The organism is Pseudomonas sp. P39-UII1 (genome assembly GCF_039672635.1).
GTDB lineage: Bacteria > Pseudomonadota > Gammaproteobacteria > Pseudomonadales > Pseudomonadaceae > Aquipseudomonas.
Genome location: NZ_JBDFPP010000015.1, coordinates 1 through 20,141, shown reverse-complemented (window position 1 = coordinate 20,141; position 20,141 = coordinate 1). Strand labels below are relative to the sequence as shown.

Annotated in this window: 25 protein-coding genes; 14 read left to right on the top strand and 11 right to left on the bottom strand. The window is 63.1% G+C overall.

Annotation, left to right across the window (positions count from 1 at the left end; genetic code table 11):
• Position 1 precedes the first annotated feature (1 nt).
• From ABEH27_RS18670 to ABEH27_RS18660, 3 genes are all read left to right on the top strand, one after another.
• Positions 2-691, top strand: a complete 690-nt coding sequence (locus tag ABEH27_RS18670) for a crotonase/enoyl-CoA hydratase family protein (RefSeq protein WP_346614992.1) — start codon at positions 2-4, stop codon at positions 689-691.
• Positions 692-860: 169 nt separating this feature from the next.
• Complete coding sequence (locus ABEH27_RS18665; RefSeq protein WP_346614991.1) at positions 861-1,580, top strand: lysophospholipid acyltransferase family protein; 720 nt, start codon at positions 861-863, stop codon at positions 1,578-1,580.
• 63 nt (positions 1,581-1,643) lie between these two features.
• Positions 1,644-2,615, top strand: a complete 972-nt coding sequence (locus ABEH27_RS18660) for a magnesium and cobalt transport protein CorA (RefSeq protein ID WP_346614990.1) — start codon at positions 1,644-1,646, stop codon at positions 2,613-2,615.
• Positions 2,616-2,706: 91 nt separating this feature from the next.
• Here the strand turns inward: ABEH27_RS18660 and ABEH27_RS18655 are convergent, their stop codons facing one another.
• Positions 2,707-3,441 carry an amidotransferase gene (locus tag ABEH27_RS18655; RefSeq protein WP_346614989.1) on the bottom strand — a complete coding sequence of 245 codons (735 nt, stop codon included), beginning with the start codon at positions 3,439-3,441 and terminating at the stop codon, positions 2,707-2,709.
• 526 nt (positions 3,442-3,967) lie between these two features.
• Between ABEH27_RS18655 and ABEH27_RS18650 the strand changes: the two genes are divergently transcribed.
• Positions 3,968-4,768 carry a cytochrome c gene (locus ABEH27_RS18650; RefSeq protein WP_346614988.1) on the top strand — a complete coding sequence of 267 codons (801 nt, stop codon included), beginning with the start codon at positions 3,968-3,970 and terminating at the stop codon, positions 4,766-4,768.
• Positions 4,769-4,883: 115 nt separating this feature from the next.
• On the opposite strand, the gene ABEH27_RS18645 is transcribed toward ABEH27_RS18650, so the two are convergent.
• The 4 genes from ABEH27_RS18645 to ABEH27_RS18630 all read right to left on the bottom strand — a co-directional run bounded on the left by ABEH27_RS18645 (position 4,884) and on the right by ABEH27_RS18630 (position 8,214).
• Positions 4,884-5,213, bottom strand: coding sequence for a ribonuclease E inhibitor RraB (locus tag ABEH27_RS18645; protein WP_346614987.1), 330 nt, complete (start codon positions 5,211-5,213; stop codon positions 4,884-4,886).
• Positions 5,214-5,389: 176 nt separating this feature from the next.
• On the bottom strand, positions 5,390-5,626 hold the full coding sequence (locus tag ABEH27_RS18640; RefSeq protein WP_346614986.1) for a hypothetical protein: 237 nt from the start codon (positions 5,624-5,626) through the stop codon (positions 5,390-5,392).
• A gap of 190 nt (positions 5,627-5,816) precedes the next feature.
• Positions 5,817-7,871 carry an LTA synthase family protein gene (locus tag ABEH27_RS18635; protein ID WP_346614985.1) on the bottom strand — a complete coding sequence of 685 codons (2,055 nt, stop codon included), beginning with the start codon at positions 7,869-7,871 and terminating at the stop codon, positions 5,817-5,819.
• 148 nt (positions 7,872-8,019) lie between these two features.
• Positions 8,020-8,214: a PLD nuclease N-terminal domain-containing protein gene (locus ABEH27_RS18630; protein WP_346614984.1), complete on the bottom strand. Its 195-nt coding sequence runs from the start codon at positions 8,212-8,214 to the stop codon at positions 8,020-8,022.
• 126 nt (positions 8,215-8,340) lie between these two features.
• Between ABEH27_RS18630 and ABEH27_RS18625 the strand changes: the two genes are divergently transcribed.
• Positions 8,341-9,279: a ZIP family metal transporter gene (locus ABEH27_RS18625; RefSeq protein WP_346614983.1), complete on the top strand. Its 939-nt coding sequence runs from the start codon at positions 8,341-8,343 to the stop codon at positions 9,277-9,279.
• 131 nt (positions 9,280-9,410) lie between these two features.
• On the opposite strand, the gene ABEH27_RS18620 is transcribed toward ABEH27_RS18625, so the two are convergent.
• A complete protein-coding gene (locus tag ABEH27_RS18620; protein ID WP_346614982.1) occupies positions 9,411-9,941 on the bottom strand; it encodes a hypothetical protein in 531 nt (176 codons plus the stop codon).
• Between the two features lie 59 nt (positions 9,942-10,000).
• Positions 10,001-10,525, bottom strand: coding sequence for an ankyrin repeat domain-containing protein (locus ABEH27_RS18615; RefSeq protein WP_346614981.1), 525 nt, complete (start codon positions 10,523-10,525; stop codon positions 10,001-10,003).
• A 267-nt stretch (positions 10,526-10,792) separates the two neighbouring features.
• On the opposite strand from ABEH27_RS18615, the gene ABEH27_RS18610 reads away from it, so the two are divergent.
• Positions 10,793-11,065, top strand: coding sequence for a DUF3509 domain-containing protein (locus tag ABEH27_RS18610; RefSeq protein ID WP_346614980.1), 273 nt, complete (start codon positions 10,793-10,795; stop codon positions 11,063-11,065).
• 120 nt (positions 11,066-11,185) lie between these two features.
• On the opposite strand, the gene ABEH27_RS18605 is transcribed toward ABEH27_RS18610, so the two are convergent.
• From ABEH27_RS18605 to aroC, 3 genes are all read right to left on the bottom strand, one after another.
• Positions 11,186-11,722, bottom strand: coding sequence for an oxidase (locus ABEH27_RS18605; RefSeq protein WP_346614979.1), 537 nt, complete (start codon positions 11,720-11,722; stop codon positions 11,186-11,188).
• The gene (locus ABEH27_RS18600; RefSeq protein WP_346614978.1) at positions 11,722-12,876 is read right to left on the bottom strand and encodes an MFS transporter; all 1,155 of its coding nucleotides are present in this window, start codon (positions 12,874-12,876) and stop codon (positions 11,722-11,724) included. The genes ABEH27_RS18605 and ABEH27_RS18600 overlap by 1 nt, the downstream gene beginning before the upstream one ends.
• Positions 12,877-12,997: 121 nt before the next feature.
• Positions 12,998-14,089 (bottom strand): chorismate synthase, encoded by a 1,092-nt coding sequence (gene aroC, locus ABEH27_RS18595; protein ID WP_346614977.1) that lies wholly within the window; start codon positions 14,087-14,089, stop codon positions 12,998-13,000.
• Between the two features lie 142 nt (positions 14,090-14,231).
• On the opposite strand from aroC, the gene ABEH27_RS18590 reads away from it, so the two are divergent.
• Positions 14,232-15,194, top strand: coding sequence for an alpha/beta fold hydrolase (locus ABEH27_RS18590; RefSeq protein ID WP_346614976.1), 963 nt, complete (start codon positions 14,232-14,234; stop codon positions 15,192-15,194).
• Positions 15,195-15,275: 81 nt separating this feature from the next.
• On the top strand, positions 15,276-16,064 hold the full coding sequence (locus ABEH27_RS18585) for a hypothetical protein (RefSeq protein ID WP_346614975.1): 789 nt from the start codon (positions 15,276-15,278) through the stop codon (positions 16,062-16,064).
• 36 nt (positions 16,065-16,100) lie between these two features.
• Here the strand turns inward: ABEH27_RS18585 and prmB are convergent, their stop codons facing one another.
• Positions 16,101-17,009, bottom strand: coding sequence for a 50S ribosomal protein L3 N(5)-glutamine methyltransferase (gene prmB / locus ABEH27_RS18580; RefSeq protein WP_346614974.1), 909 nt, complete (start codon positions 17,007-17,009; stop codon positions 16,101-16,103).
• A gap of 179 nt (positions 17,010-17,188) precedes the next feature.
• Here prmB and ABEH27_RS18575 point away from each other — a divergent pair, with 179 nt between their 5' ends.
• The 6 genes from ABEH27_RS18575 to ABEH27_RS18550 form a co-directional block, all read left to right on the top strand.
• Positions 17,189-17,779: a cysteine hydrolase family protein gene (locus tag ABEH27_RS18575; RefSeq protein ID WP_346614973.1), complete on the top strand. Its 591-nt coding sequence runs from the start codon at positions 17,189-17,191 to the stop codon at positions 17,777-17,779.
• Positions 17,780-17,868: 89 nt separating this feature from the next.
• On the top strand, positions 17,869-18,189 hold the full coding sequence (locus tag ABEH27_RS18570) for a hypothetical protein (RefSeq protein ID WP_346614972.1): 321 nt from the start codon (positions 17,869-17,871) through the stop codon (positions 18,187-18,189).
• A gap of 71 nt (positions 18,190-18,260) precedes the next feature.
• A complete protein-coding gene (locus ABEH27_RS18565; RefSeq protein WP_346614971.1) occupies positions 18,261-18,821 on the top strand; it encodes a Smr/MutS family protein in 561 nt (186 codons plus the stop codon).
• Positions 18,822-18,890: 69 nt separating this feature from the next.
• Positions 18,891-19,436 carry a GTP cyclohydrolase I FolE gene (gene folE, locus ABEH27_RS18560; protein ID WP_346614970.1) on the top strand — a complete coding sequence of 182 codons (546 nt, stop codon included), beginning with the start codon at positions 18,891-18,893 and terminating at the stop codon, positions 19,434-19,436.
• A 59-nt stretch (positions 19,437-19,495) separates the two neighbouring features.
• Positions 19,496-19,867 (top strand): glutathione S-transferase N-terminal domain-containing protein, encoded by a 372-nt coding sequence (locus ABEH27_RS18555; RefSeq protein ID WP_346614969.1) that lies wholly within the window; start codon positions 19,496-19,498, stop codon positions 19,865-19,867.
• 106 nt (positions 19,868-19,973) lie between these two features.
• Positions 19,974-20,141, top strand: a 168-nt coding sequence (locus tag ABEH27_RS18550) for a transposase (protein ID WP_346615071.1), incomplete at its 3' end; no start/stop codon positions are given.

The window sequence follows — 20,141 nt, the reverse complement described above, 5'->3', positions numbered from 1 at the left end:
CATGAGCGAGCTGATTACCTACCATGCCGAAGACGGCATCGCCACCCTGACCCTGAACAACGGCAAGGTCAACGCCATTTCGCCGGATGTCATCGACGCTTTCAATGCCGCCCTCGATCGCGCCAAGGAAGAACGGGCCGTGGTGATCATCACTGGCCAGCCGGGCATCCTGTCCGGCGGCTACGACCTCAAAGTGATGACGGCCGGGCCGAAGGAAGCAGTCAGCCTGGTCACCGCCGGTTCCACGCTGGCCCGTCGCCTGCTTTCGCACCCGTTTCCGGTGATTGTCGCCTGCCCCGGCAACGCAGTGGCCAAAGGGGCCTTCCTGTTGTTGTCGGCCGACTACCGTATCGGTGTAGAAGGGCCTTACAAGATCTGCCTGAACGAGGTCCAGATCGGCATGACCATGCACCATGCCGGTATCGAACTGGCCCGCGACCGCCTGAGCCGCGCGGCCTTCCAGCGCTCGGTGAACAATGCCGAGATCTTTGACCCGCAGGGTGCGGTAGAGGCCGGCTTTCTCGACAAGGTGGTACCGGCCGAGCAACTGCAGGACACCGCCCTGGCCGCGGCGCGTGAACTGAAGAAGCTGAACATGCTGGCGCACAAGAACACCAAGTTGAAAGTGCGCAAAGGGCTGCTGGATGTGCTGGACAAGGCCATCGAACTGGACCAGGAGCATATGGGCTGACGGTACTGGCCCCCATCGCCGGCAAGCCAGCGCCTACCGGAGTAGCGTTGCCCCCGCCCTTGAGAGGGCCGGCTTGCCGGCGATAGCGCCATCAGCCACAACACCAGGGTTTGCCCAACACAGTGCACAACCGTACACTGCACCGCGACCGTCTGGTGTGAGTCGTACCATGCTTTACTGCCTTCGCATGCTCCTGCTGGGGCTGCACTTCCTGCTGGTTGGGGTCATTGGCCTGCTCATCGGGCTGCTGCGCCCGTTCAACCGTGACAACAGCCGCCTATTCGCCCGCCTCTACAGCCTGCCAGCCACCTGGCTGATGCGCATCAAGGTCAAGGCCGAGGTCGGCCCGCTGTGGGACCAGCCGCCCGGCTGCGTAATCGTCGCCAACCACCAGTCCAACTTCGATCTGTTCATCCTCGGCCACGTGGTGCCGCAACGCACGGTCGCCATCGGCAAGAAAAGCCTCGGCTGGATCCCACTGTTCGGGCAGCTGTTCTGGCTGGGCGGCAATGTGCTGATCGACCGCAAGAACGCCTACCAGGCGCGCAAGGCGATGCAGGTGACTACCCGCATCCTGCGCGACGACACCTCGATCTGGATCTTCCCCGAGGGCACGCGCAACCCCGAACTACAGCTGCTGGCGTTCAAGAAGGGTGCCTTCCACATGGCCATCGACGCAGGCGTGCCGATCGTACCGGTGTGCGTCAGCCGCTATGCCCGGCGCCTGAGCCTGAACAGCTGGCGCCAGCGCACGGTGGTAGTGCGCTCGCTGCCCCCAATCGCGACAGCCGGGCTTACCCAGCAGGACCTGCCGGCGCTGATCGAGCAGTGCCGCGCGCAGATGCAACAGTGCATCGACCGCATGGAAGGTGAGTTGCCTCAGCCGTAGGTTGCCCTCCTACGCTATACAGCCCAAGCTGTAACCCGTGTTCAACCGGACAAGTGGATAACCATGGGTCGAGTCGTGGCATCGGCGGTGTACAGCGCCGGCAGAAAGGTCACCAACATCAGCATTGACGAAGGCAGCGAGTGGGCGCAAAAGCCGGGGCATTTCGTCTGGATCGGCTTGGAAGAGCCCAACGCCGAAGAACTGGCCAACCTGCAGCGCCAGTTCAACCTGCACGAACTGGCCATCGAGGACGCGCTCGAGAAGCACAGCCGGCCGAAGCTTGAAACCTTCGGTGATGCGCTATTCATCGTCACCTACTCGCCCGTGCGCCATGAGGGCAAGCTGGAATTCATCGAGACCCACATCTTCGCCGGCAATGGCTACATCATCACCTGCCGCAATGGCCACTCGAAATCCTACGCCCTGGTGCGCCAGCGCTGCGAAGCGCGGCCGCTGCTGCTGGAGCATGGCGAAGACTTCGTGCTGTATGCCTTGCTCGACTTCGTTACGGAAAACTACCAACCCGTCAGCGAAGCCATACATGGCGAGATCGAGGAGCTGGAACAGAGCGTACTCAGCGGCTCGCTGCTCGAAGAGGACATTCGTCGCCTGCACGGCCTGCGCCGCGACATCCTGCGCCTGCGCCGCTATGTGGCACCGATGGTGGAGGTGAGCGAGGAGCTGCAGCGCCTGAGCTTCCCATTCATCGACAAGAACATGCGCCCGTACTTTCGCGACGTGCAGATCCACGTGACGCGGCAGATGGAAGACTTGTCCGGGATACGCGACATCGCCAGCCAGACCATCGAGATCGGTATGTTGCTGGAGTCTTCACGGCAAAGCCTGGTGCAGCGCAAGTTCGCAGCGTGGGCGGCGATCCTGGCCTTCCCTACGGCCATTGCGGGGATCTACGGGATGAACTTCCAGAACATGCCTGAGCTGAGCTGGCACTACGGCTACTTCGCGGTGCTGGGGGTGATTGGGCTGGGCTGTGCGGGGTTGTTCGCGAGCTTCAAGAAATCCGGGTGGCTGTAGCGTGTCGGGGCCGCGCTGCGGCCCATTCGCGACGCGAGGCCGCTCCTGCAGGAGCGCCTCTGTCAGCAGGCTGCAACGCGGCCCACAAGGCTCAGGCAGCGTTACCGTTCGACTTGGCCGGCTGCTGCACGAAACGCATCATCCACTCCCCGACCAGGTCGCCCTGATGCTCGGTGGCCAGGCTCGCCACTGCCTTGTGGTAAACCTCATCCCCCAGGTACTCCTGGCGCGCATCGAGCAGTGCCCGCGAGTAGTCATGGACGAACTCCGGGTGGCCCTGGAAGCACAGCACCTGGTCGCGAATGTGGTAGGCCGCATTCGGGCAGAAATCACTCGAGGCAATCACCGTGGCGCCTTGCGGCAGCTCGGTCACTTGGTCCTGGTGGCTGATCAGCAGGGTCAGTTCGGAAACCTCCGGGTCCATCCAGGGGGCATGCGCCGCCAGGGAATAGCGGTGAATGCCTACCCCCCAGCCCTTGTCGGCGCGCTCGGCCTTGCCACCCAGCGTCAACGCCAGCAACTGATGACCAAAACAGACGCCCAACAGTTTCTCGCCACGCTCGTAGAGCTTTAGCAGGTAGGCCTTGAGGGTCTGGATCCACGGGTCTGTGCCAAACGAATCAGCCTTGCTACCGGTTACCAGGTAGGCGTCAAAGCGCTCGTCATCGGCGGGATAGTCGCCGTTCATCACGTTGTACACACAAAACTCGGCTGCGATCGGCTGCCGCGAGAAGAGCTGCTCGAACATCCTTCCGTAGCCCTGGTACTGCGCGGTCAACTCCGGTCGCAGGACATCGGTTTCAAGGATGCAGATGCGTAACGACATAGGGATAGTCCTGAACGACATGAGTGGGAATCTGCTGTAGAGACTGACGCGAAAGACCCGTACAAGCAAGTAGGCTGCACTGACGAACGGTCACATTTTGTCGGGTTGTGACGGGGGTATCCGCAGCCGTCTAGCCAGAGCGTGTCAGCGAGCTGGCCCATGGCCTCATAGCAGATGGCGATTGTCTATCACAGTTGTTAGAACAAAGCGTTCTGAAACATGGATAACGTTCGCCCTACTGTTGGTTGTATATCGATTTGAAGAGGTAAGCAGTACGGGCGTGAATCACGCCACGGTGATCGACCCGAAGCGCGACAGGGAAGCCAACGGGTATTCAGGAATAACAACAAGAAGGCGGTCCGCCATGTTCAGACAATCGAAACTTCGCCAAGCTGGGCTCATTTTATTTGCCACGACCTTGCTGCTGATCCTGCCAAACCTCACACGTTTGTTCGGATGACGGTTGCTGTGGCCTTTACGGGCATTGCACAGGTAACCTGCCGGCCATGACGGTCGGAGATTGCCCATGCGCCTCTGCTTTGCCCTGCTAGCCCTTCTATTCAGCCTGCCGCTGCAGGCAGCGCAATTGCACCTGGAGTTGGGGAGCCTGTCGCGCCAGTGGGACAGCGCGCAGCTGCTGAGCCTGCCGCAGGCCCGCGAGATCAGTGTCGATCAGGACGTTTCCTACAAACGCCCCATGCGCTATCGCGCCGTCCCATTGGCCACGCTGCTGCAGGGCATCAATGCGGATGACCATCTGCAAGCCGTCGCGCTGGACGGCTTTGCTGCCGAAATGCCCGCAGCACCGCTGCTGCAGGATGGCCCGGCACGCGCCTGGCTGGCCATCGAGGAGCCGGCAAGACCGTGGCCGGCGCTGGGCAAGGGCAAGCCAAGCGCCGGGCCGTTCTACCTGGTTTGGACCGACCCGCAGGCTAGCGGCATTCGGCCCGAGCAATGGCCCTTTCAAATCGCCACAATTCGCCGCCTGGCCGCTGTCGAGGCTCGCTTCCCCGCCCTGCTACCGGATCCGATGCTGACTAAAGATGACCCGGTGCGCCAGGGCTTTGCCCTGTTCCAGCAGAACTGCCTGGCCTGCCATCGGCTAAACGGCGCAGGGGACGCGCAATTCGGGCCAGACCTGAATGTGCCGCACAACCCGACCGAGTATTTCCAGCCTGGGTTCTTGCGCCAGTACATTCGCAACCCGCAAAGCTTGCGGCAATGGCCGCAGGCGCGCATGCCTGGATTTGCCGAAAGCGTGTTGAGTGAGCAGGAACTGGACGCGCTGCTGGCTTATTTGAAACATATGGCGGGGCGCAAGCCTTGAGAATCACGGCGCCATTCATGCGGGCAAACCCGCCCCACAGGCACACAACAGCAGTCAAGGCCGGTGATGTACCTGTGGCAACGGGTTAATCGGCGAAACACACACCGCGAAGGGCTCAGGCCCTCGGCCGCTCTTGCTTGACGCCCCAGCCTTCTACCTCACCGCCATAGGGTGAAACGACCTGCTCGAAGGCTTCTTCAAAGTCACCGATACCACCGTAGGTGGCATACATGATCTTGCTCAGTTCCAGGTGCCACGCACCATCATCCCGTTCACGCACCTGAGCATTGAGTGACTCGCCGCGAAACTGCCCGGCCGCTCTTCGCGCGCCGGCTTCATCTGGAAATACCGCGTAAAACTCGATGGGATGGATCTGGCTGAAGTCAAAACCGCCTGCTTTCATCTGGCGCAGGACATTGCTGCTGATATCGTCGTGGCTGCTCATGAATCGTCCTCCCGAATAACGCAATGGATAGACTTTCCGTGCACTACGCACCCGCCGGCATGGCCGGGCAGATCGAGCTGATGCAAGACGCGAATGGAACAGGTGCAGCCCCGCAGAACAGGCCAACACCTCCCTGCAGCGTAGTGCCTGCGAGGGCACCACGCCAACTTGCGGGGTCAGGAAGCTTCTTGAATGCGGGTGATGACCACGCCGTTCTGCTCTTTGAGCCAGCGTGCAGTGGGCGACGGGGCGCGGTCCTGGAAGTCGTTGAGGTCCAACTCGTCCATCACGGGGAATAGATGCGAACGTATGGCGCGGGCCGCTTCCTCCTCGCTAGGGCACTGCTCACCGTGCAGTACCAGCGTGGTTGGCTCGCCTTTCTGGTCAGCAAAAATGACTTCCCACTCTTTCATCGAATAGCCCTCTCAAGCAGAGAACATCGGGTGTGATGCCTGTAAATGCTTGACCGTGGGCGGAGGGATTTGTTCAGTCAGTTGCAGCCAGTGGTGGGCTCATCGCCGGCAAGCCGGCTCTCACAGGGCGCCACTGTTCGTTGGTTCAGTGGCCTACCTGTGGGAGCCGGCTTGCTGGCGATGGGTTCAGTTACTTAGGTGTGCCGTGCACCACACCCGCCGTGTTATCCAGCAGGCTCTTGGTCGCCGTCTGGATGTAGGCCTCGAGCTGCTTGAGCATCTGCGGCTGGTCCGGGCTTTCGATCAGCTCGGCCTTGAACTCGCTGCCCAGCTGGTAGCGGTACATGCGCGGGGTCATGTCCTTGGACTCGATGAGGATGCGGTCACCCTGCACCAGGCCCACGATCTGCTCGCTGCCCGACGGTTTGATCATGCCCACGCCCTGGTCGCCCTCAGGCAGGTTGAGCAGGTCGCGGCCCCAGCACTGGTGGCGCGCCTGGCCACCAAGGCGGCCCATGATGGTCGGGACGATGTCGACCTGCGTACCCACGGTGTGGTTGACCGCACCGAACTTCTCCTGGATACCCGGGGCAATCAGCAGCAGCGGTACGTTGAAGCGACCCAGGTCGAGCTCGGTGACCTGCTGGTGGTTGCCGAAACCGTGGTCGCCGACGATGACGAACAGGGTGTCCTTGAAGTACGGCTCCTTGCGCGCCTTCTCGAAGAACTGGCCCAGCGCCCAGTCGGAATAGCGCATGGCGGTGAGGTGCTCGTCCAGGCGGCCCTGGCCGGTGACCTTCTCTACCGGCAGGTCCTTGGGCAGTGCATACGGCGTGTGGTTGGACAGCGTCTGCAGCAGTGCATAGATCGGCTTCTTGCCATCGTGCTTGGCCAGCTCCTCGTTACCACGGTCGAACATGTCCTGGTCGGACACGCCCCAGGTCGGGTCGGAGAACACCGGGTTGACGAAGTCGTTACGACCAATGAAGGTGGTCATGCCCTGGTTGCCGAAGAACCCGGACTGGTTGTCCCAGGCAAAATCACCGTTGTAGACGTACACATCGTCGTAGTCACGGGCACTGAGCAACGCTGGCAGGCCGGACAGCTTGTGGCCGCCTTCCGGGGTCTGCATCAGGTATTCGAAACCTGGCAGGTTGGGGAAGCAGGCCATGGTGGCGAACATGCCCTGGTGGGTATGCGTGCCGTTGGAGAAGAAGCGGTCGAACAGCAGCCCCTCTTTTGCCAGCTTGTCGAAGTACGGGGTGATGTTGTTCGGGCTGCCGAGTGCGCCTACCGAATGGCCGGCGAAGCTCTCCATGAGGATCACCACGACGTTCTTGACCGGCAGGGTACGCTCGGCCGGCGGCACGAAGTCGCGGCGGATGGCGGCCTCGTCTGCGTCAACCAGGGTGTCGTGGGGGGTCAGCAACTGTTCACGCACGGTCTGCGTGGCGAGGTTCTGCTCCAGTACCGGCTTCCAGATGTTGGCGCGGTCTTCGCCGAAGCGGCTCTTGGCAGCATCGATCAGGGTCAGGGTGCCGTTCAGGCCAAGCTGGTTGACGAAGTTGGAATCGGTGGTGAAGGCATCACCCCAGCGCATCGGCGGGCCTTGGCGCAAGGTGCCACGGGCGGCAACCACGGCCACCAGCAGAATCACCATGAACACCGCCAGGCGGTTGTACCAAGGCGCCACGCGCTGCAGGCCATTGCCACGGGTCAGGCGGTCGATGCCCTTGAACAGCAGGCTCAGCAGCCAGGTGCCGAACAGCCACGCCAGCAGGTAGCGGACTACCGGGAAGCCGTACCAGAGCATGCTCATTACTGTTTTCGGGTCTTCCTTGATGTACTGGAAGACCAGGCCGTTGAGGCGCTGGTGGAACTCGCGGTAGAAGTCCATTTCCATCAGGCCGAGGAACATCACCACGCTCGAGGTGATGGTCAGCCAGAAGCGGAACAGGCCGCGCTGGGCCATGGCCCAAGGGCTCAGGATGGCCAGCAGCAGCGGAATGCTCAGGTACACCACCACCCGCAGGTCGAAGCGCAAACCGTTGAGGAAGCCCTCTGCGACCGTCGAGTAAGGGGTGTCGCCGATCATGTCGCTGTTGTAGATCAGCAGTGCCAGGCGAACCAGGCTGAGCATCAACATGATCACCAGGCCGCTGAGCAGCGTATAGGCCAGGTGCGATTTCAAGGTCGGCGTAAAAGCTCGCGCGCCCTGTTGCTTCAAGGCATCCGTGTTAGCCATGAATGGGGAGATCCTAGGATTGCGTGTTTGCGGGGATGGCGCCGGCGCTAGACCAACGCAGCATTGTGCGGGTGCGGATTCTGTTTAAACCAATGTGAAAATTTTGTCACGAGGCTGTTGCTGATTTTGTCAGTGCCAGCAAAGTGCCCTACCCGATCCGCACATTGCCCCTGGGCCCGGCAATCGCCCAGATCACCAGCCCGATCACCGGGAGCAAGGCGATCAGCAGAATCCACAGCACCTTGACCCCGACCTCCCTGCCACTCTTGATCACATTGAGAATGGCCCAGATGTCCAGGGCCAGAATGATCAGGCCAACCAGGCCGTTGAAGGTAGAACCCATGCCAAAACTCCCGTTGAAGGTGCATGCTGCACAGCATAGCCAGCTATCACGTCGATAGAAGGGAATCCTTGGCCTGCCCCACAGGTCACTGGATAAACTGCAGGTATTCATCGATTCGAGGTTCGCATGCCCCCAGCCCACACCCAAAGCGCTGCCCAACCCTCTTTGCTGAGCGCCTGGCGGCAACAGGTGGTGAACACCCCATGGCTCAGCGCAGGCCTTGGGGTCAGCCTGCTGGCGGTGATCGTGCTGCTGGCGGCAAGCTTCTGGAACGCCATCAATGGCGACCATGCCGACAACCTTCACCTGGCGCTGCTGGGCGGTTTGTCCGGCTTTGGCGCCACGGCGCTGGGTGCTGTGCTGGCGGTGGTGCTGCGGGATGTCAGCGCGCGCAGCCAGGATGTAATGCTGGGCTTTGCGGCCGGCATGATGCTCGCCGCCAGTTCGTTCTCGTTGATACTGCCGGGCCTGGATGCGGCCCGCGAAATCACCGGCAGTGGCCCGGCTGCGGCCTTTACCGTGGTGCTGGGCATGGGCCTGGGCGTGTTGCTGATGCTCGGCCTGGACCGCTTCACCCCGCACGAACATGAAAGCACGGGCCCGTGCGGCCCCGAGGCGGAACGCATCAGCCGGGTGTGGCTGTTCGTGCTGGCGATCACCCTGCACAACCTGCCCGAGGGCATGGCGATTGGGGTGAGCTTCGCCAACGGTGACATGAACATCGGCCTGCCGCTGACCAGCGCCATTGCCATTCAGGACATTCCCGAAGGCCTGGCCGTGGCCCTGGCCTTGCGTGCAACCGGCTTGTCGAATTTAAAAGCAGCGCTGGTGGCAGTCGGTTCGGGGCTGATGGAACCGCTGGGCGCGGTGATCGGCTTGGGGATTTCCACTGGTTTTGCGCTGGCCTACCCGATCAGCATGGGGCTGGCGGCGGGAGCGATGATCTTCGTGGTGTCCCACGAGGTAATCCCCGAAACCCACCGTAATGGTCACCAGACGTCGGCGACCCTGGGCCTGATGGGCGGGTTTGCGGTGATGATGTTCCTGGATACGGCGCTGGGCTGATGGGTGCAGTGGCTGCACTGGCCCTATCGCCGGCAAGCCGGCTCCCACACCGACCCCACCGAACCTGAGGACGGTGATACCCCAGTGGGAGCCGGCTTGCCGGCGACAGGGCCAGTGCTGACAACCTGACTTCAGACGTGAACTGCGACCTTCAAGGCCTCCAGGGCCGGCTCGACCTTGATCCCCAGCTCGCTGCCCAACTCCAGCACGCGCGCCAGGTCGTTCTGGCCCACCATCACCACCTGCAGCTCGTCGTCGAGCAACTGGCTGAAGTTGAGCAACACATAACCGCCGCCCTCTTTGTTCAAGGCGCCCATCTGCACCTGAATGCGATTCAACGCCGTCAGCGGCTCGGTACGCGCCAGCTGCTTGGGCTTGAGGTTGAACGGCACGCTCTTGTCGAACGAGTCACTGATCTGCTGGAACAGGTCCTGATAGCTGTCGGCCTGGAACACCACGGTGTCCGGCAGGCTGCCAAGCACAACCCACTCGCCCAGCGGGATCGGGAAGCTGTCGTCGTAGTTGACGTCCGGGTTGGCGGCAAGGAAGGTGGCGGGGTCGGCGTAGGCCTGGGCGGCTTCGTCGGCAATGCGCTCGATGTCTTCATCGCGCATGCAGCCGGCGGCGATGAGGCTGATGAATTCGAGCAACTGGTTTTTCATGAAGGGGGCCTGCGGCGGGTGAAAAGTCGCCTAGGATAGCCGCAAACGCCCCCCGACGGTTAGCCGGCCAGCGCCTGCAGGCGGGCAGCGGTGTCTGCAGCCCCCATGGTTTGCGCTGCCATCAGTGCAGTAGCGCCGCGCGCATCCTGGCGTGCCGGGTCGGCCCCAGCCGCCAGCAGGTATTCGAGAATCTCGCTGCGGTTGAACATGGCCGCGAGCATCAGTGCAGTACGCCCGTCCTGTGCTGCGGCATCCACCGGCACGCCGTTTTCCAGCAGCAGGCGGATCATCGCCATATCGCCCTTGAACGCCGCGCCGGCGATTGGCAACTGGCCGTTGTCATTGGCGATCAGCGGGTCGGCCCCATGGGCAAGCAGCACGGATACCGCCTGGTGGTGGCCGTGGTAACTGGCCAGCATCAGCAACGTGTCGCCTTTGTGGTTGCGCAGGTTGGCCGGCAAGCCACTGGCCAAAAGGCGCTGGAGCATTTCCCAATCGCCTTGGCGGGCCCGCTCGAAAACCTGCTCGGCGAATGCTGCGGTTTCTTCATCGGTCATGGCGGCGGGAGCGGGTTGGTCGGACACTTGAACCTCCTGGCAGAAAAGATTGCCTAATTGTTTGTCAGGCCTGCCAAGCGGGTCAAAGGTTCAGATTCTATGAGGCTGATAGGTGTTGCCCGCTTCGTGCAAATTGCATTGTGCAAAATGCACGACCATGCAGCCTGCACGGTCACCTCTCTTCAAAATTGTTACAAGCCACTGATTTTAAAGGACTTTTTCGAAGCCTAAGGATTGGCACGGTCACTGCAACCATCAACTCACGTCTGCCCACACATTCAGTCAGGAGTTGATATGGACCTCATCCAGGAAAAGTTCGTCTCGGTGTTCTCGGCCTACCAGGTCACCACCCAGCCTCGCCCCGATGGCGGTGTCCTGCTGACCCTGCGCGCCGCTGACGGCAAGGTCACCCGCCGCGTGCTGACCTACGGGCAACTGCACAGCGCCGAGCAGCTGTCCTGGGCGATCAGCGCCATTCGCCGTGACCTGGCCGAGCAGGCCAGTGAGCTGCCGGTGATCACTATGTTGCAGAGCCAGCAGCGGTTTGCCCTGCCGACCTATCGCTAAGGTTTGTCTGCACCGGCCTGCACGTGGGCGAGCCCGCTGCCACAGGTACTGCATTGCCCATAGGGATGGCGGGGTACCTTTAGCGGCAGCGGTTTGGCCCACGTGGGGCCGGAGCGGACACTAAAACTCGTCCATCCCTGCGTACAGGCGAGCCGTTTCATCACCGGTAAACGTCGCGAGTGCGCCTTTCTCGTTGGCGAATACACGCAAGGCCAGGCAGAACGGATTGTCCCCCAGGTCCAGCCAGCGCGGGCTGCCTGCCGGTATCACCAACTGATCCCCCTTCTCACACAGCACCGCATACACATACTCGCCCAAGCGCAGCCCGACTTGTACGCGGCCTGTCACCACGGCCAACACTTCATCAGCGTCATGCACATGCTCATCGCGCAGGTCGACAGCCGAAGGCTCGGCACCGTCGCGGTTGAGCACGCTGAAGGCTTTGCTGCCCTGGGCGGTCATCAGTTGGTCGAGGTATTCACGGCAGGTATCCAGCACTTCTTCTTGAGCACTGCCAGGGCGCACCCGCAGCGCCAGCGGGGTGTGGGTGAAACGCACGCCCTGCTCGGCCAAGGTGGCGGCGATATCGTCGTGGTGGGTCAGCACCTTGTTCGGCAAGGCCGGGCTGGACGGGTGGAATACACAGAGGATGCTCATCAGCGGCGGGTCCTGGTCGGTTTCGAACGAGTGGCAATGATAACGGCTGCCGCCAGCGCTGCGGCGCTGGCCATACCAAAGGTGAAGGTCGGGCCCAGCAATTTCCAGCTATAGCCTGAATACAAGGCACCCAGCGCACCGCCGGTACCCGACAGCGCCGCGTACAAGGCTTGGCCCTGACCTTGCTGGCGAGCGCCGAAGGTGGCCTGGACGAACGCGATGGAGGCGGCATGGAAGCAGCCGAACGTGGCCGCATGCAACAACTGAGCGAAGATCAGCACGCCCGGGTGGTCCGCCAGGTTACCCAACAGCAGCCAGCGCAGTGCCGCCAGCAGAAAGCTCAGCAACAGCACCTGCTGCACGCTGAAACGCGTGAAGATCCGGCTCATGGCCATGAACATCAGCACCTCGGCCACCACCCCCAGCGCCCACAACAGGCCAATCGCGCCGCGGCTGTAGCCCAGGTGTTCCAGGTGCAGGGTGAGGAAGGTGTAGTACGGCCCGTGGCTGAGTTGCATCAGGGCCACGCAGATGTAAAAGGCCACCACCCCAGGGGCCATCAACTGGCGCAGGAAGCCCCCCGCCTGGCGGTGCTCGCCCTGCTCCACCGGCTGGGCGTTGGGCACCCACAGGCTGGCGGCGACGATGCCGGCCATGATGGTCACCAGGGCGACCGGGTAGATATCCAGGCTCAACCACTCGAACAGGCGGCCCAACCCGACCACGGCCAGGATGAAACCGATCGAACCCCATAGCCGCACCTGGCTGTAGCGCCCGGTCTGGCCGTGCAGGTGGGCCAGGGTGATGACCTCGAACTGCGGTAGCACCGCGTGCCAGAAGAACGCGTGCAAGGCCATCACCAGCGCCAGCCAGGCATAACTCTTGCCGAGGAAGATCAGCGAGAAGGTGGCCAGGGTAGACAGAGCGCCCAGGCGTACGATCAGCAGCCGCTGGCCACTGCGGTCACCCAGCCAGCCCCACAGGTTGGGGGCGATGCAGCGCATCAGCATGGGGATCGCCACCAGCTCGCCGATGCGCGCCGGGGGGAAGCCAAGGTGGTCGAAGTACAGAGCGAGGAATGGGGCCGTCGAGCCCAGCAGGGCGAAATAGAAGAGATAGAAGCTGGACAGGCGCCAGTAAGGGATCGGGGGCATGGGGGGCTCCGCCAGGAGGGTTGCTGCCTGGACCGGCCCTTCGCGGGCAAGCCCGCTCCTACAAGGGCGACGCGATCCCTGTAGGAGCGGGTTTACCCGCGATGAGGCCGGTACAGACGATTCAAAGCTGGCGAAGCACCGGAGTACCGACCTTCACATCCGCATTCTGCCCACGGTGACGCAGCAGGTGATCCATCAGCACGATGGCCATCATCGCCTCGGCAATCGGCGTGGCGCGGATACCCACGCAAGGGTCATGACGGCCCTTGGTGATCACTTCGACCGGGTTGCCTTCGACGTCGATGGAGCGGCCCGGCACGGTAATGCTGGAGGTTGGCTTGAGCGCAAGGTGGGCAACGATCGGCTGGCCCGAGCTGATGCCGCCCAGAATGCCGCCCGCATTGTTGCTGAGGAAGCCTTCCGGGGTCATCTCGTCGCGGTGTTCGGTGCCGCGCTGGGCGATGCTGGCGAAGCCCGCGCCGATTTCCACGCCCTTGACCGCGTTGATGCTCATCAGCGCATGGGCAAGCTCCGCGTCGAGGCGGTCGAAGATCGGCTCGCCCAGGCCCGGCATGACGCCCTCGGCGACGACGGTGATCTTCGCGCCGACCGAGTCCTGGTCACGGCGCAGTTGGTCCATGTAGGCCTCAAGCTCTGGAACCTTTGCCGGGTCAGGGCTGAAGAAGGCGTTTTCCTCTACCGAATCCCAGCTCTTGAACGGGATTTCGATCGGGCCCAGCTGGCTCATGTAGCCGCGCACCTGGATGCCCTGGGTGGCCAGGTACTTCTTGGCGATGGCGCCAGCGGCCACGCGCATGGCAGTCTCACGCGCCGAGCTGCGCCCGCCGCCGCGGTAGTCGCGCTCACCATACTTGTGATGGTAGGTGTAGTCGGCGTGGGCCGGGCGGAACAGGTCCTTGATTGCCGAATAGTCCTTGGACTTCTGGTCGGTGTTGCGAATCAACAGGCCGATCGAGCAACCGGTGGTGCGGCCTTCGAACACGCCGGAGAGGATCTCCACTTCGTCGGCTTCCTGGCGCTGGGTGGTATGCCGGCTGGTGCCGGGCTTGCGCCGGTCGAGGTCGTGCTGCAGGTCGGCGAGCGAGATTTCCAGGCCTGGAGGGCAGCCATCGACAATGGCGACCAACGCCGGGCCATGGCTTTCGCCAGCGGTGGTGACAGTGAACAGCTTGCCGTAGGTATTGCCGGACATGGACGCTCCGCGAGTCTGCCTGAGGTGAACGAGGCGGCCAGTATACGGAAAATTTCATCAGGAATGCTCGTCTGCACCGGCCCCTTCGCCGAACCTTCCCGCAGACATTGGGTCAAACTGCCATCTCCCCACGAAGTACCCCATGATGTCGCGCTTCGTCGCTTTGCTGTTCCTGCTGTTCACCGGCCTTGCCCAGGCCGCCGCGCCCACCGTGCTGCAACGCCCCATCGACCTCGACACCGGCCAGGGCGTGCTGCATGGCAGCCTGCTGTTGCCGCAACAGGCCACCCCGCCGCCGGTGGTGTTGATCATCGCCGGCTCCGGCCCCACCGACCGCGATGGCAACAACCCGGCCTCGGGGCGTATCGACAACCTCAAGCGCCTGGCCCTGCTGCTGGCCAACGAGCACATCGCCAGCGTGCGTTACGACAAACGCGGGGTGGCCGCCAGCCAGCCGGCCACCCCCGATGAACGCAACCTCAGTGTCGAACGCTATGTTGCCGATGTCGTGGCCTGGAGCCGCAAGCTCAAGGCCGACCCACGCTTCGGCCCGCTGATCCTGGTCGGCCACAGCGAAGGCGCCTTGATCGCCAGCCTGGCGGCCGAGCAGGCCGGCGCCAGTGCGGTGATCACCCTGGCCGGCAGTGGCAGGCCCATGGCAGACGTGTTGCGCGAACAACTGGCACGGCGCATGCCCCCCGCACAGCTGGCCCGCAGCAGCGCCCTGCTCGACCGCCTGCAGGCCGGGCAGACCACCCTGGACGTTCCGGCGCCTCTGCGCCAGGTGTTCCGCCCCAGCGTGCAGCCCTACCTGATTTCGCTGTTTCAGCAGGACCCGGCTCAAGCCTTCGCCCGCCTGCCCATGCCCGCGCTGATCGTCCAGGGCCGCAACGACATCCAGGTGGACGTGGCCGACGCCGAGCGCCTCAAGGCAGCGAAGCCCGATGCGCAGTTGGTACTGATCGACGGCATGAACCATGTGCTGCGCATCAGCCCCAAAGCCATGAGCCAGCAACGCGACAGCTACCTCAACCCGGAATTGCCACTGGCCCGTGAGCTGGGTGAGCGCGTGGTGACGTTCATTCATCAGCTACCCTCGGCGTAAGGCGATCGCCGCACAATGGCCTCAGGTCCTGGCCGATACGGCCGATAAGCTCGGTATTGGCCAGTATTTGAGACCGCCTTGATGACCGATGCCCCCGCCGCCGTAGAGCCGGCCGAAGAGCCGCAAGCCATGGACAGCGCCGCGCTGCCGTGGGCCGACCTTGCTGTCGAACATTTCCAGTTGCTGCGCCTGGCGCCGCTGCCCACCGACCGCAACAGCGGCGCGCGGCCGCTGCGCTTCGTCGAGTTCGGCCATGCCGAACGGCACGACAAGGCGCACAGCCTGTTGCGCATGGAGATCCGCCTGCCAGGGCAGAATGTGCGCAAGGAACAGAACCTGCTTGATGTGCATGTCGATCACGCCGAACGGCTGGTCAGCATTGGCAGCGAAAACGGCCTGCAACTGGAGCCCCTGAACCGCGGCCTTGGCCGCTTCATGATGGCCCAGGCCGTGCAGTGGCTGCAGCGCAAGTGGTCGCACTACCGGGTCGAGGGGATGGCGCTGCCGAACAAGGATGCGCTCAACGAAGACACGCGCCTGCGCCGCGACCGGTTCATCGGCGCCACGGGCATTGAAGTGGAGTACGCCGACCCGCAGCACCTGAAAGGCCGCACGGTCGAGACCACGGTCGGCCAGCTCAAGGCTGGTTGGAACAGCGAGAAGGTGCAACGGGTTGGCATCCTCGATGCCGCCGGCATGCTGCAGCAGGCCGAGCAGAACCTGCTGGAGAAGGAAGCACAACTGCGCGAGCGCGATGAGCGGGTGGCCAAGTACCGGCGCGAAGACGGCGGGTTACGCTTTACCATAACCTGCCTGGTGGCGTTTGCGGTGTTCCAGGCGGGGCTGCTGATCTGGATTGCCACGCGCTAGCAACGCGGGGCCGCAGGGCGGCCCCAAGGCCTCGAATCAGACCCGCGCCTTGAACAGCTCCTGGTGCTGCCGGCATTGCTCCGCCGTCAGCATGAACACGCCGTGCCCGCCGCGCTCGAACTCAAGCCAGGCAAAGTCGACTTCAGGGTACAGCGCCTCGACATGCACCTGGCTGTTGCCCACCTCGACGATCAGCAAACCCTTGTCGGTCAGGTGCTCGGCCGCCTCGGCGAGCATGCGCCGCACCAGGTCCAGGCCATCGTTGCCACAGGCCAGGCCCATCTCCGGCTCGTGGTGATACTCGGCCGGCATGTCGCCGAAATCCTCGGCATCGACATACGGCGGGTTGGACAGGATCAGGTCGAAACGCTGCCCCGGCAGGCCGGCAAAACCGTCACCCTGGACGGTGAACACGCGCTCGTCGAGGCCGTGGCGCTCGATGTTCTGGTTGGCCACTTCAAGCGCTTCGAAGGACAGGTCGGCCAACACCACCTCGGCCTGCGGGAACACCTCGGCAGCGACGATCCCGATGCACCCGGAGCCCGTGCACAGGTCGAGGATGCGCGCCGGCTCGTTGGCCAGCCAGGGCTCGAAGCGCTTTTCGATCAGCTCGCCGATCGGCGACCGCGGTACCAGCACGCGCTCGTCGACGATGAACGACATGCCGCAGAACCACGCCTCGCCCAGCAGGTAGGCGGTCGGCACGCGGTCTTCGATGCGGCGCTTGAGCAGGTGCTGCAGGCGTACGCGCTCGTCGTCCTCGAGCTGGCAGTCCAGGTAGCTGTCGGCTACCTCCCATGGCAGATGCACGGCGCCCAGCACCAACAGGCGGGCTTCATCCCAGGCATTGTCGGCACCGTGGCCGAAAAACAGCTCGTGCTCGTGGAAGCGGCTGACCGCCCAGCGGATATGGTCGCGCAGCGTGCGCAGACGAGATGTGATCACGGGGTACTCCTAATTCAGACCGTACAAAAGTCTAACAGCCCACACCGCACATTTGTTGCCGCGGATCGCCCTGCGGGTAGCCACAGGCCAGTAACTACGCTGGATGCGATGTCAACCATTCCCATTGGCGCCAAGGCAAGGGAGAATAGGTATACAAAAGCCCTTCCAAGGAGCCATTGATGTCCGTTCCAACCACGATGTTCCGCCTCACTGGCCGCGACTATCCGCCGGCCAAGCTGAGCCAAGCCAGCCTGATCGTCATCGATGCGCAAAAAGAGTACCTGAGTGGTCCGCTTGCGCTGTCGGGCATGGACGAGGCCGTGGCCAACATCGCCAGGTTGCTCGACGCCGCCCGCAAGGCCGGCCGTCCGATCATCCACGTTCGCCACCTCGGCACTGTCGGCGGTCGTTTCGACCCGCAGGGCGCTGCCGGTGAATTCATCCCGGGGCTGGAGCCACGCGACGGTGAAATCATCATCGAAAAGCGCATGCCCAATGCCTTCAAGAACACCAAGCTGCACGAAACCTTGCAGGAACTGGGTCACCTGGACCTGATCGTCTGCGGTTTCATGAGCCATTCCAGCGTCAGCACCACCGTGCGCCGGGCCAAGGACTATGGTTATCGTTGCACCCTGGTGGAAGACGCCTCGGCCACCCGTGACCTGGCCTTGAAGGACCGAGTGATCCCTGCCGCGCAGATCCACGCGTGCGAAATGGCCGTGATGGCCGATAACTTCGCCTGTGTCGCCCCGACCAACAGCCTGATCTGAGGCCGTTGAACTGACGACCGCCCGGCAGCCGGGCGGAACCCAAGGGCGCGCCACGGGTCGAATTCCGGATGTCCACAGAGGAAATCGGAATGAAGCTCAAAGGCAGTTTCGACGCCAAGCGCCTGCGCCAGCGCGAACCGCGCAACTGGGGTGCCCGCCTGGCCGCCGGCCTGTCGGCGTTGCTGGCCACGTTCGGCGTGTTGCTGGCGATGGCCGGATTTGCCGGGCTGCTCGGTAATTACCCGGCCCTGGCCGAACTCAATGCCAACCGCCCGCTTGCCGGCACCCTGACCGTGGTCGGGTTGCTGCTGCTGTACCTGGGCGTGCGCTTTTGGCGGCGCAGCCGCATACGCCTGCGTCGGGGGCGAGAGTTGAACCTGTCGCCGCACCTGATGAAGAAGCACGACTGAAGGGTCCTCCAGGGGCGGTGCTGACGCCATTGGGCTGATCGCGTAAACTACGCCGCCCACGTGGAGGCATCATGCAAGACGACGATTTTTCCCTGTTCACCGCCGAGGTGCGCGGCGTCAAGCCGATCAAGCACGACCGTGCCGAGGTCGGCAAACCCAAGGCCGACCGCAAGCAGCTGGCCGGCCTGCGCCAGGCGGCGACCGTGCGCAGCGATCAAGCGCTGGTGATTGACGGCCTGTCCGATCAATTTGTCATCGACGTGGGTGCCGAAGACGAGCTGATGTGGCGCCGCGACGGCGTGCAGGAAAGCCAGCTGCGCAAGCTCAAGCTCGGCCAGATCGCCTTCGAGGGCAGCCTCGACCTGCACGGCATGAGCGTAGAGAAAGCCCGCGAGACCCTCTGGGCCTTCATTGCCGAAGCCAACACGCTGGAAGTGCGCTGCGTACGCGTTACCCACGGCAAGGCTGCACGCCTGGATGGCAAGCGCCCGATGATCAAGAGCCACGTCAACACCTGGTTGCGCCAGCACCCGCAAGTGCTCGGTTTCGCCTCTTGCCAGGCCCGCCACGGCGGCACCGGTGCGGTGTACGTGATGCTCAAACGAACCATGATGGAAGGCCGCGACGAGTAACGCCACGCTTGCAGCGCGGGCTTTGCCGCCGTACCCTTCGTTTTTGCGATTTTTCCCACAGGTAGATACATGTCCCTGGAACAGAACTACACCGAGATCCTCAGCCAGATCGGCGAGGACGTCTCCCGTGAGGGCCTGCTCGACACGCCCAAGCGGGCTGCAAAGGCCATGAAGTACCTTTGCCGCGGTTATGAGCAGACGCTGGAAGAAGTGACCAACGGCGCGCTGTTCACCTCCGATAACAGCGAAATGGTGCTGGTCCGGGACATCGAGCTGTATTCGATGTGCGAACACCACATGCTGCCGTTCATCGGCAAGGCGCACGTCGCCTACCTGCCCAAGGGCAAAGTGCTGGGCCTGTCGAAGGTCGCGCGGATCGTCGACATGTACGCCCGCCGCCTGCAGATCCAGGAAAATCTCAGCCGCCAGATCGCCGACGCCGTACAGCAGGTCACCGGCGCCGCTGGTGTGGCGGTGGTCATCGAAGCCAAGCACATGTGCATGATGATGCGCGGTGTAGAGAAGCAGAACTCGACCATGCTGACGTCGGTGATGCTCGGTGAGTTCCGCGAGAACGCCGCCACCCGCAGCGAGTTCCTCAGCCTGATCAAGTGATCGGCGAGTGACCCCGAGCCGACCCTGTGGGGTCGGCTTTTTCTTTTCAGGAGTTGCCCATGATCGTCAAAGCCCTGCGGGTCGGCCTCGGCCAGCTCATCGTGTTCGGCGACTGGATCAGCCGCCCGGCCAAGCGCAAGCGCGACGCCACGGCCCAGGCGCGCGTCGAACAAGAGGCCAAAGGCCTCGCGCTGTACCAGTTCCATGCTTGCCCGTTCTGCGTGAAAACCCGCCGGACGCTGCACCGCCTGAACGTGCCGGTGGCGCTGCGTGATGCCAAGAACGATGCGCAGCATCGCCAGGCCCTGCTCGAAGGTGGCGGCCGGGTCAAAGTGCCTTGCCTGCGGATCGAGGAGCAAGGCGAGGTGACCTGGATGTACGAGTCCAAGGCCATCATCGCCTACCTGGACAAGCGGTTCGCCTCCGCTTGACAGAAACGCGTAGGGGCAACCGGCCCCTTCGCGGGACAAGCTGAACTGGCTTAATGATCCCGGACACCTCTTAAGGGCGATATGATTCGCCCAATCAGGAGGTTCCATGCAAGAACGAAAGACCTATACCCGCGAGTTCAAGCAACTTGCTGCCAGCATGGTTCTTGATGACAACGGCTCGATTCCAGATGTTTGTGCGTCGATGGAGGTCGGCCCTACGGCGCTGCGCCGCTGGGTTGATCAGGTTCGCAAAGAGCGTCAGAAGGGCCAGCCA

Coding starts and splice junctions, on each gene's coding strand:
- ABEH27_RS18670 (WP_346614992.1), top strand. CDS start 2: ATGAGCGAGCTGATTACCTACCATGCCGAAGACGGCATCGCCACCCTG.
- ABEH27_RS18665 (WP_346614991.1), top strand. CDS start 861: ATGCTTTACTGCCTTCGCATGCTCCTGCTGGGGCTGCACTTCCTGCTG.
- ABEH27_RS18660 (WP_346614990.1), top strand. CDS start 1,644: ATGGGTCGAGTCGTGGCATCGGCGGTGTACAGCGCCGGCAGAAAGGTC.
- ABEH27_RS18655 (WP_346614989.1), bottom strand. CDS start 3,441: ATGTCGTTACGCATCTGCATCCTTGAAACCGATGTCCTGCGACCGGAG.
- ABEH27_RS18650 (WP_346614988.1), top strand. CDS start 3,968: ATGCGCCTCTGCTTTGCCCTGCTAGCCCTTCTATTCAGCCTGCCGCTG.
- ABEH27_RS18645 (WP_346614987.1), bottom strand. CDS start 5,213: ATGAGCAGCCACGACGATATCAGCAGCAATGTCCTGCGCCAGATGAAA.
- ABEH27_RS18640 (WP_346614986.1), bottom strand. CDS start 5,626: ATGAAAGAGTGGGAAGTCATTTTTGCTGACCAGAAAGGCGAGCCAACC.
- ABEH27_RS18635 (WP_346614985.1), bottom strand. CDS start 7,871: ATGGCTAACACGGATGCCTTGAAGCAACAGGGCGCGCGAGCTTTTACG.
- ABEH27_RS18630 (WP_346614984.1), bottom strand. CDS start 8,214: ATGGGTTCTACCTTCAACGGCCTGGTTGGCCTGATCATTCTGGCCCTG.
- ABEH27_RS18625 (WP_346614983.1), top strand. CDS start 8,341: ATGCCCCCAGCCCACACCCAAAGCGCTGCCCAACCCTCTTTGCTGAGC.
- ABEH27_RS18620 (WP_346614982.1), bottom strand. CDS start 9,941: ATGAAAAACCAGTTGCTCGAATTCATCAGCCTCATCGCCGCCGGCTGC.
- ABEH27_RS18610 (WP_346614980.1), top strand. CDS start 10,793: ATGGACCTCATCCAGGAAAAGTTCGTCTCGGTGTTCTCGGCCTACCAG.
- ABEH27_RS18605 (WP_346614979.1), bottom strand. CDS start 11,722: ATGAGCATCCTCTGTGTATTCCACCCGTCCAGCCCGGCCTTGCCGAAC.
- ABEH27_RS18600 (WP_346614978.1), bottom strand. CDS start 12,876: ATGCCCCCGATCCCTTACTGGCGCCTGTCCAGCTTCTATCTCTTCTAT.
- aroC (WP_346614977.1), bottom strand. CDS start 14,089: ATGTCCGGCAATACCTACGGCAAGCTGTTCACTGTCACCACCGCTGGC.
- ABEH27_RS18590 (WP_346614976.1), top strand. CDS start 14,232: ATGATGTCGCGCTTCGTCGCTTTGCTGTTCCTGCTGTTCACCGGCCTT.
- ABEH27_RS18585 (WP_346614975.1), top strand. CDS start 15,276: ATGACCGATGCCCCCGCCGCCGTAGAGCCGGCCGAAGAGCCGCAAGCC.
- ABEH27_RS18575 (WP_346614973.1), top strand. CDS start 17,189: ATGTCCGTTCCAACCACGATGTTCCGCCTCACTGGCCGCGACTATCCG.
- ABEH27_RS18570 (WP_346614972.1), top strand. CDS start 17,869: ATGAAGCTCAAAGGCAGTTTCGACGCCAAGCGCCTGCGCCAGCGCGAA.
- ABEH27_RS18565 (WP_346614971.1), top strand. CDS start 18,261: ATGCAAGACGACGATTTTTCCCTGTTCACCGCCGAGGTGCGCGGCGTC.
- folE (WP_346614970.1), top strand. CDS start 18,891: ATGTCCCTGGAACAGAACTACACCGAGATCCTCAGCCAGATCGGCGAG.
- ABEH27_RS18555 (WP_346614969.1), top strand. CDS start 19,496: ATGATCGTCAAAGCCCTGCGGGTCGGCCTCGGCCAGCTCATCGTGTTC.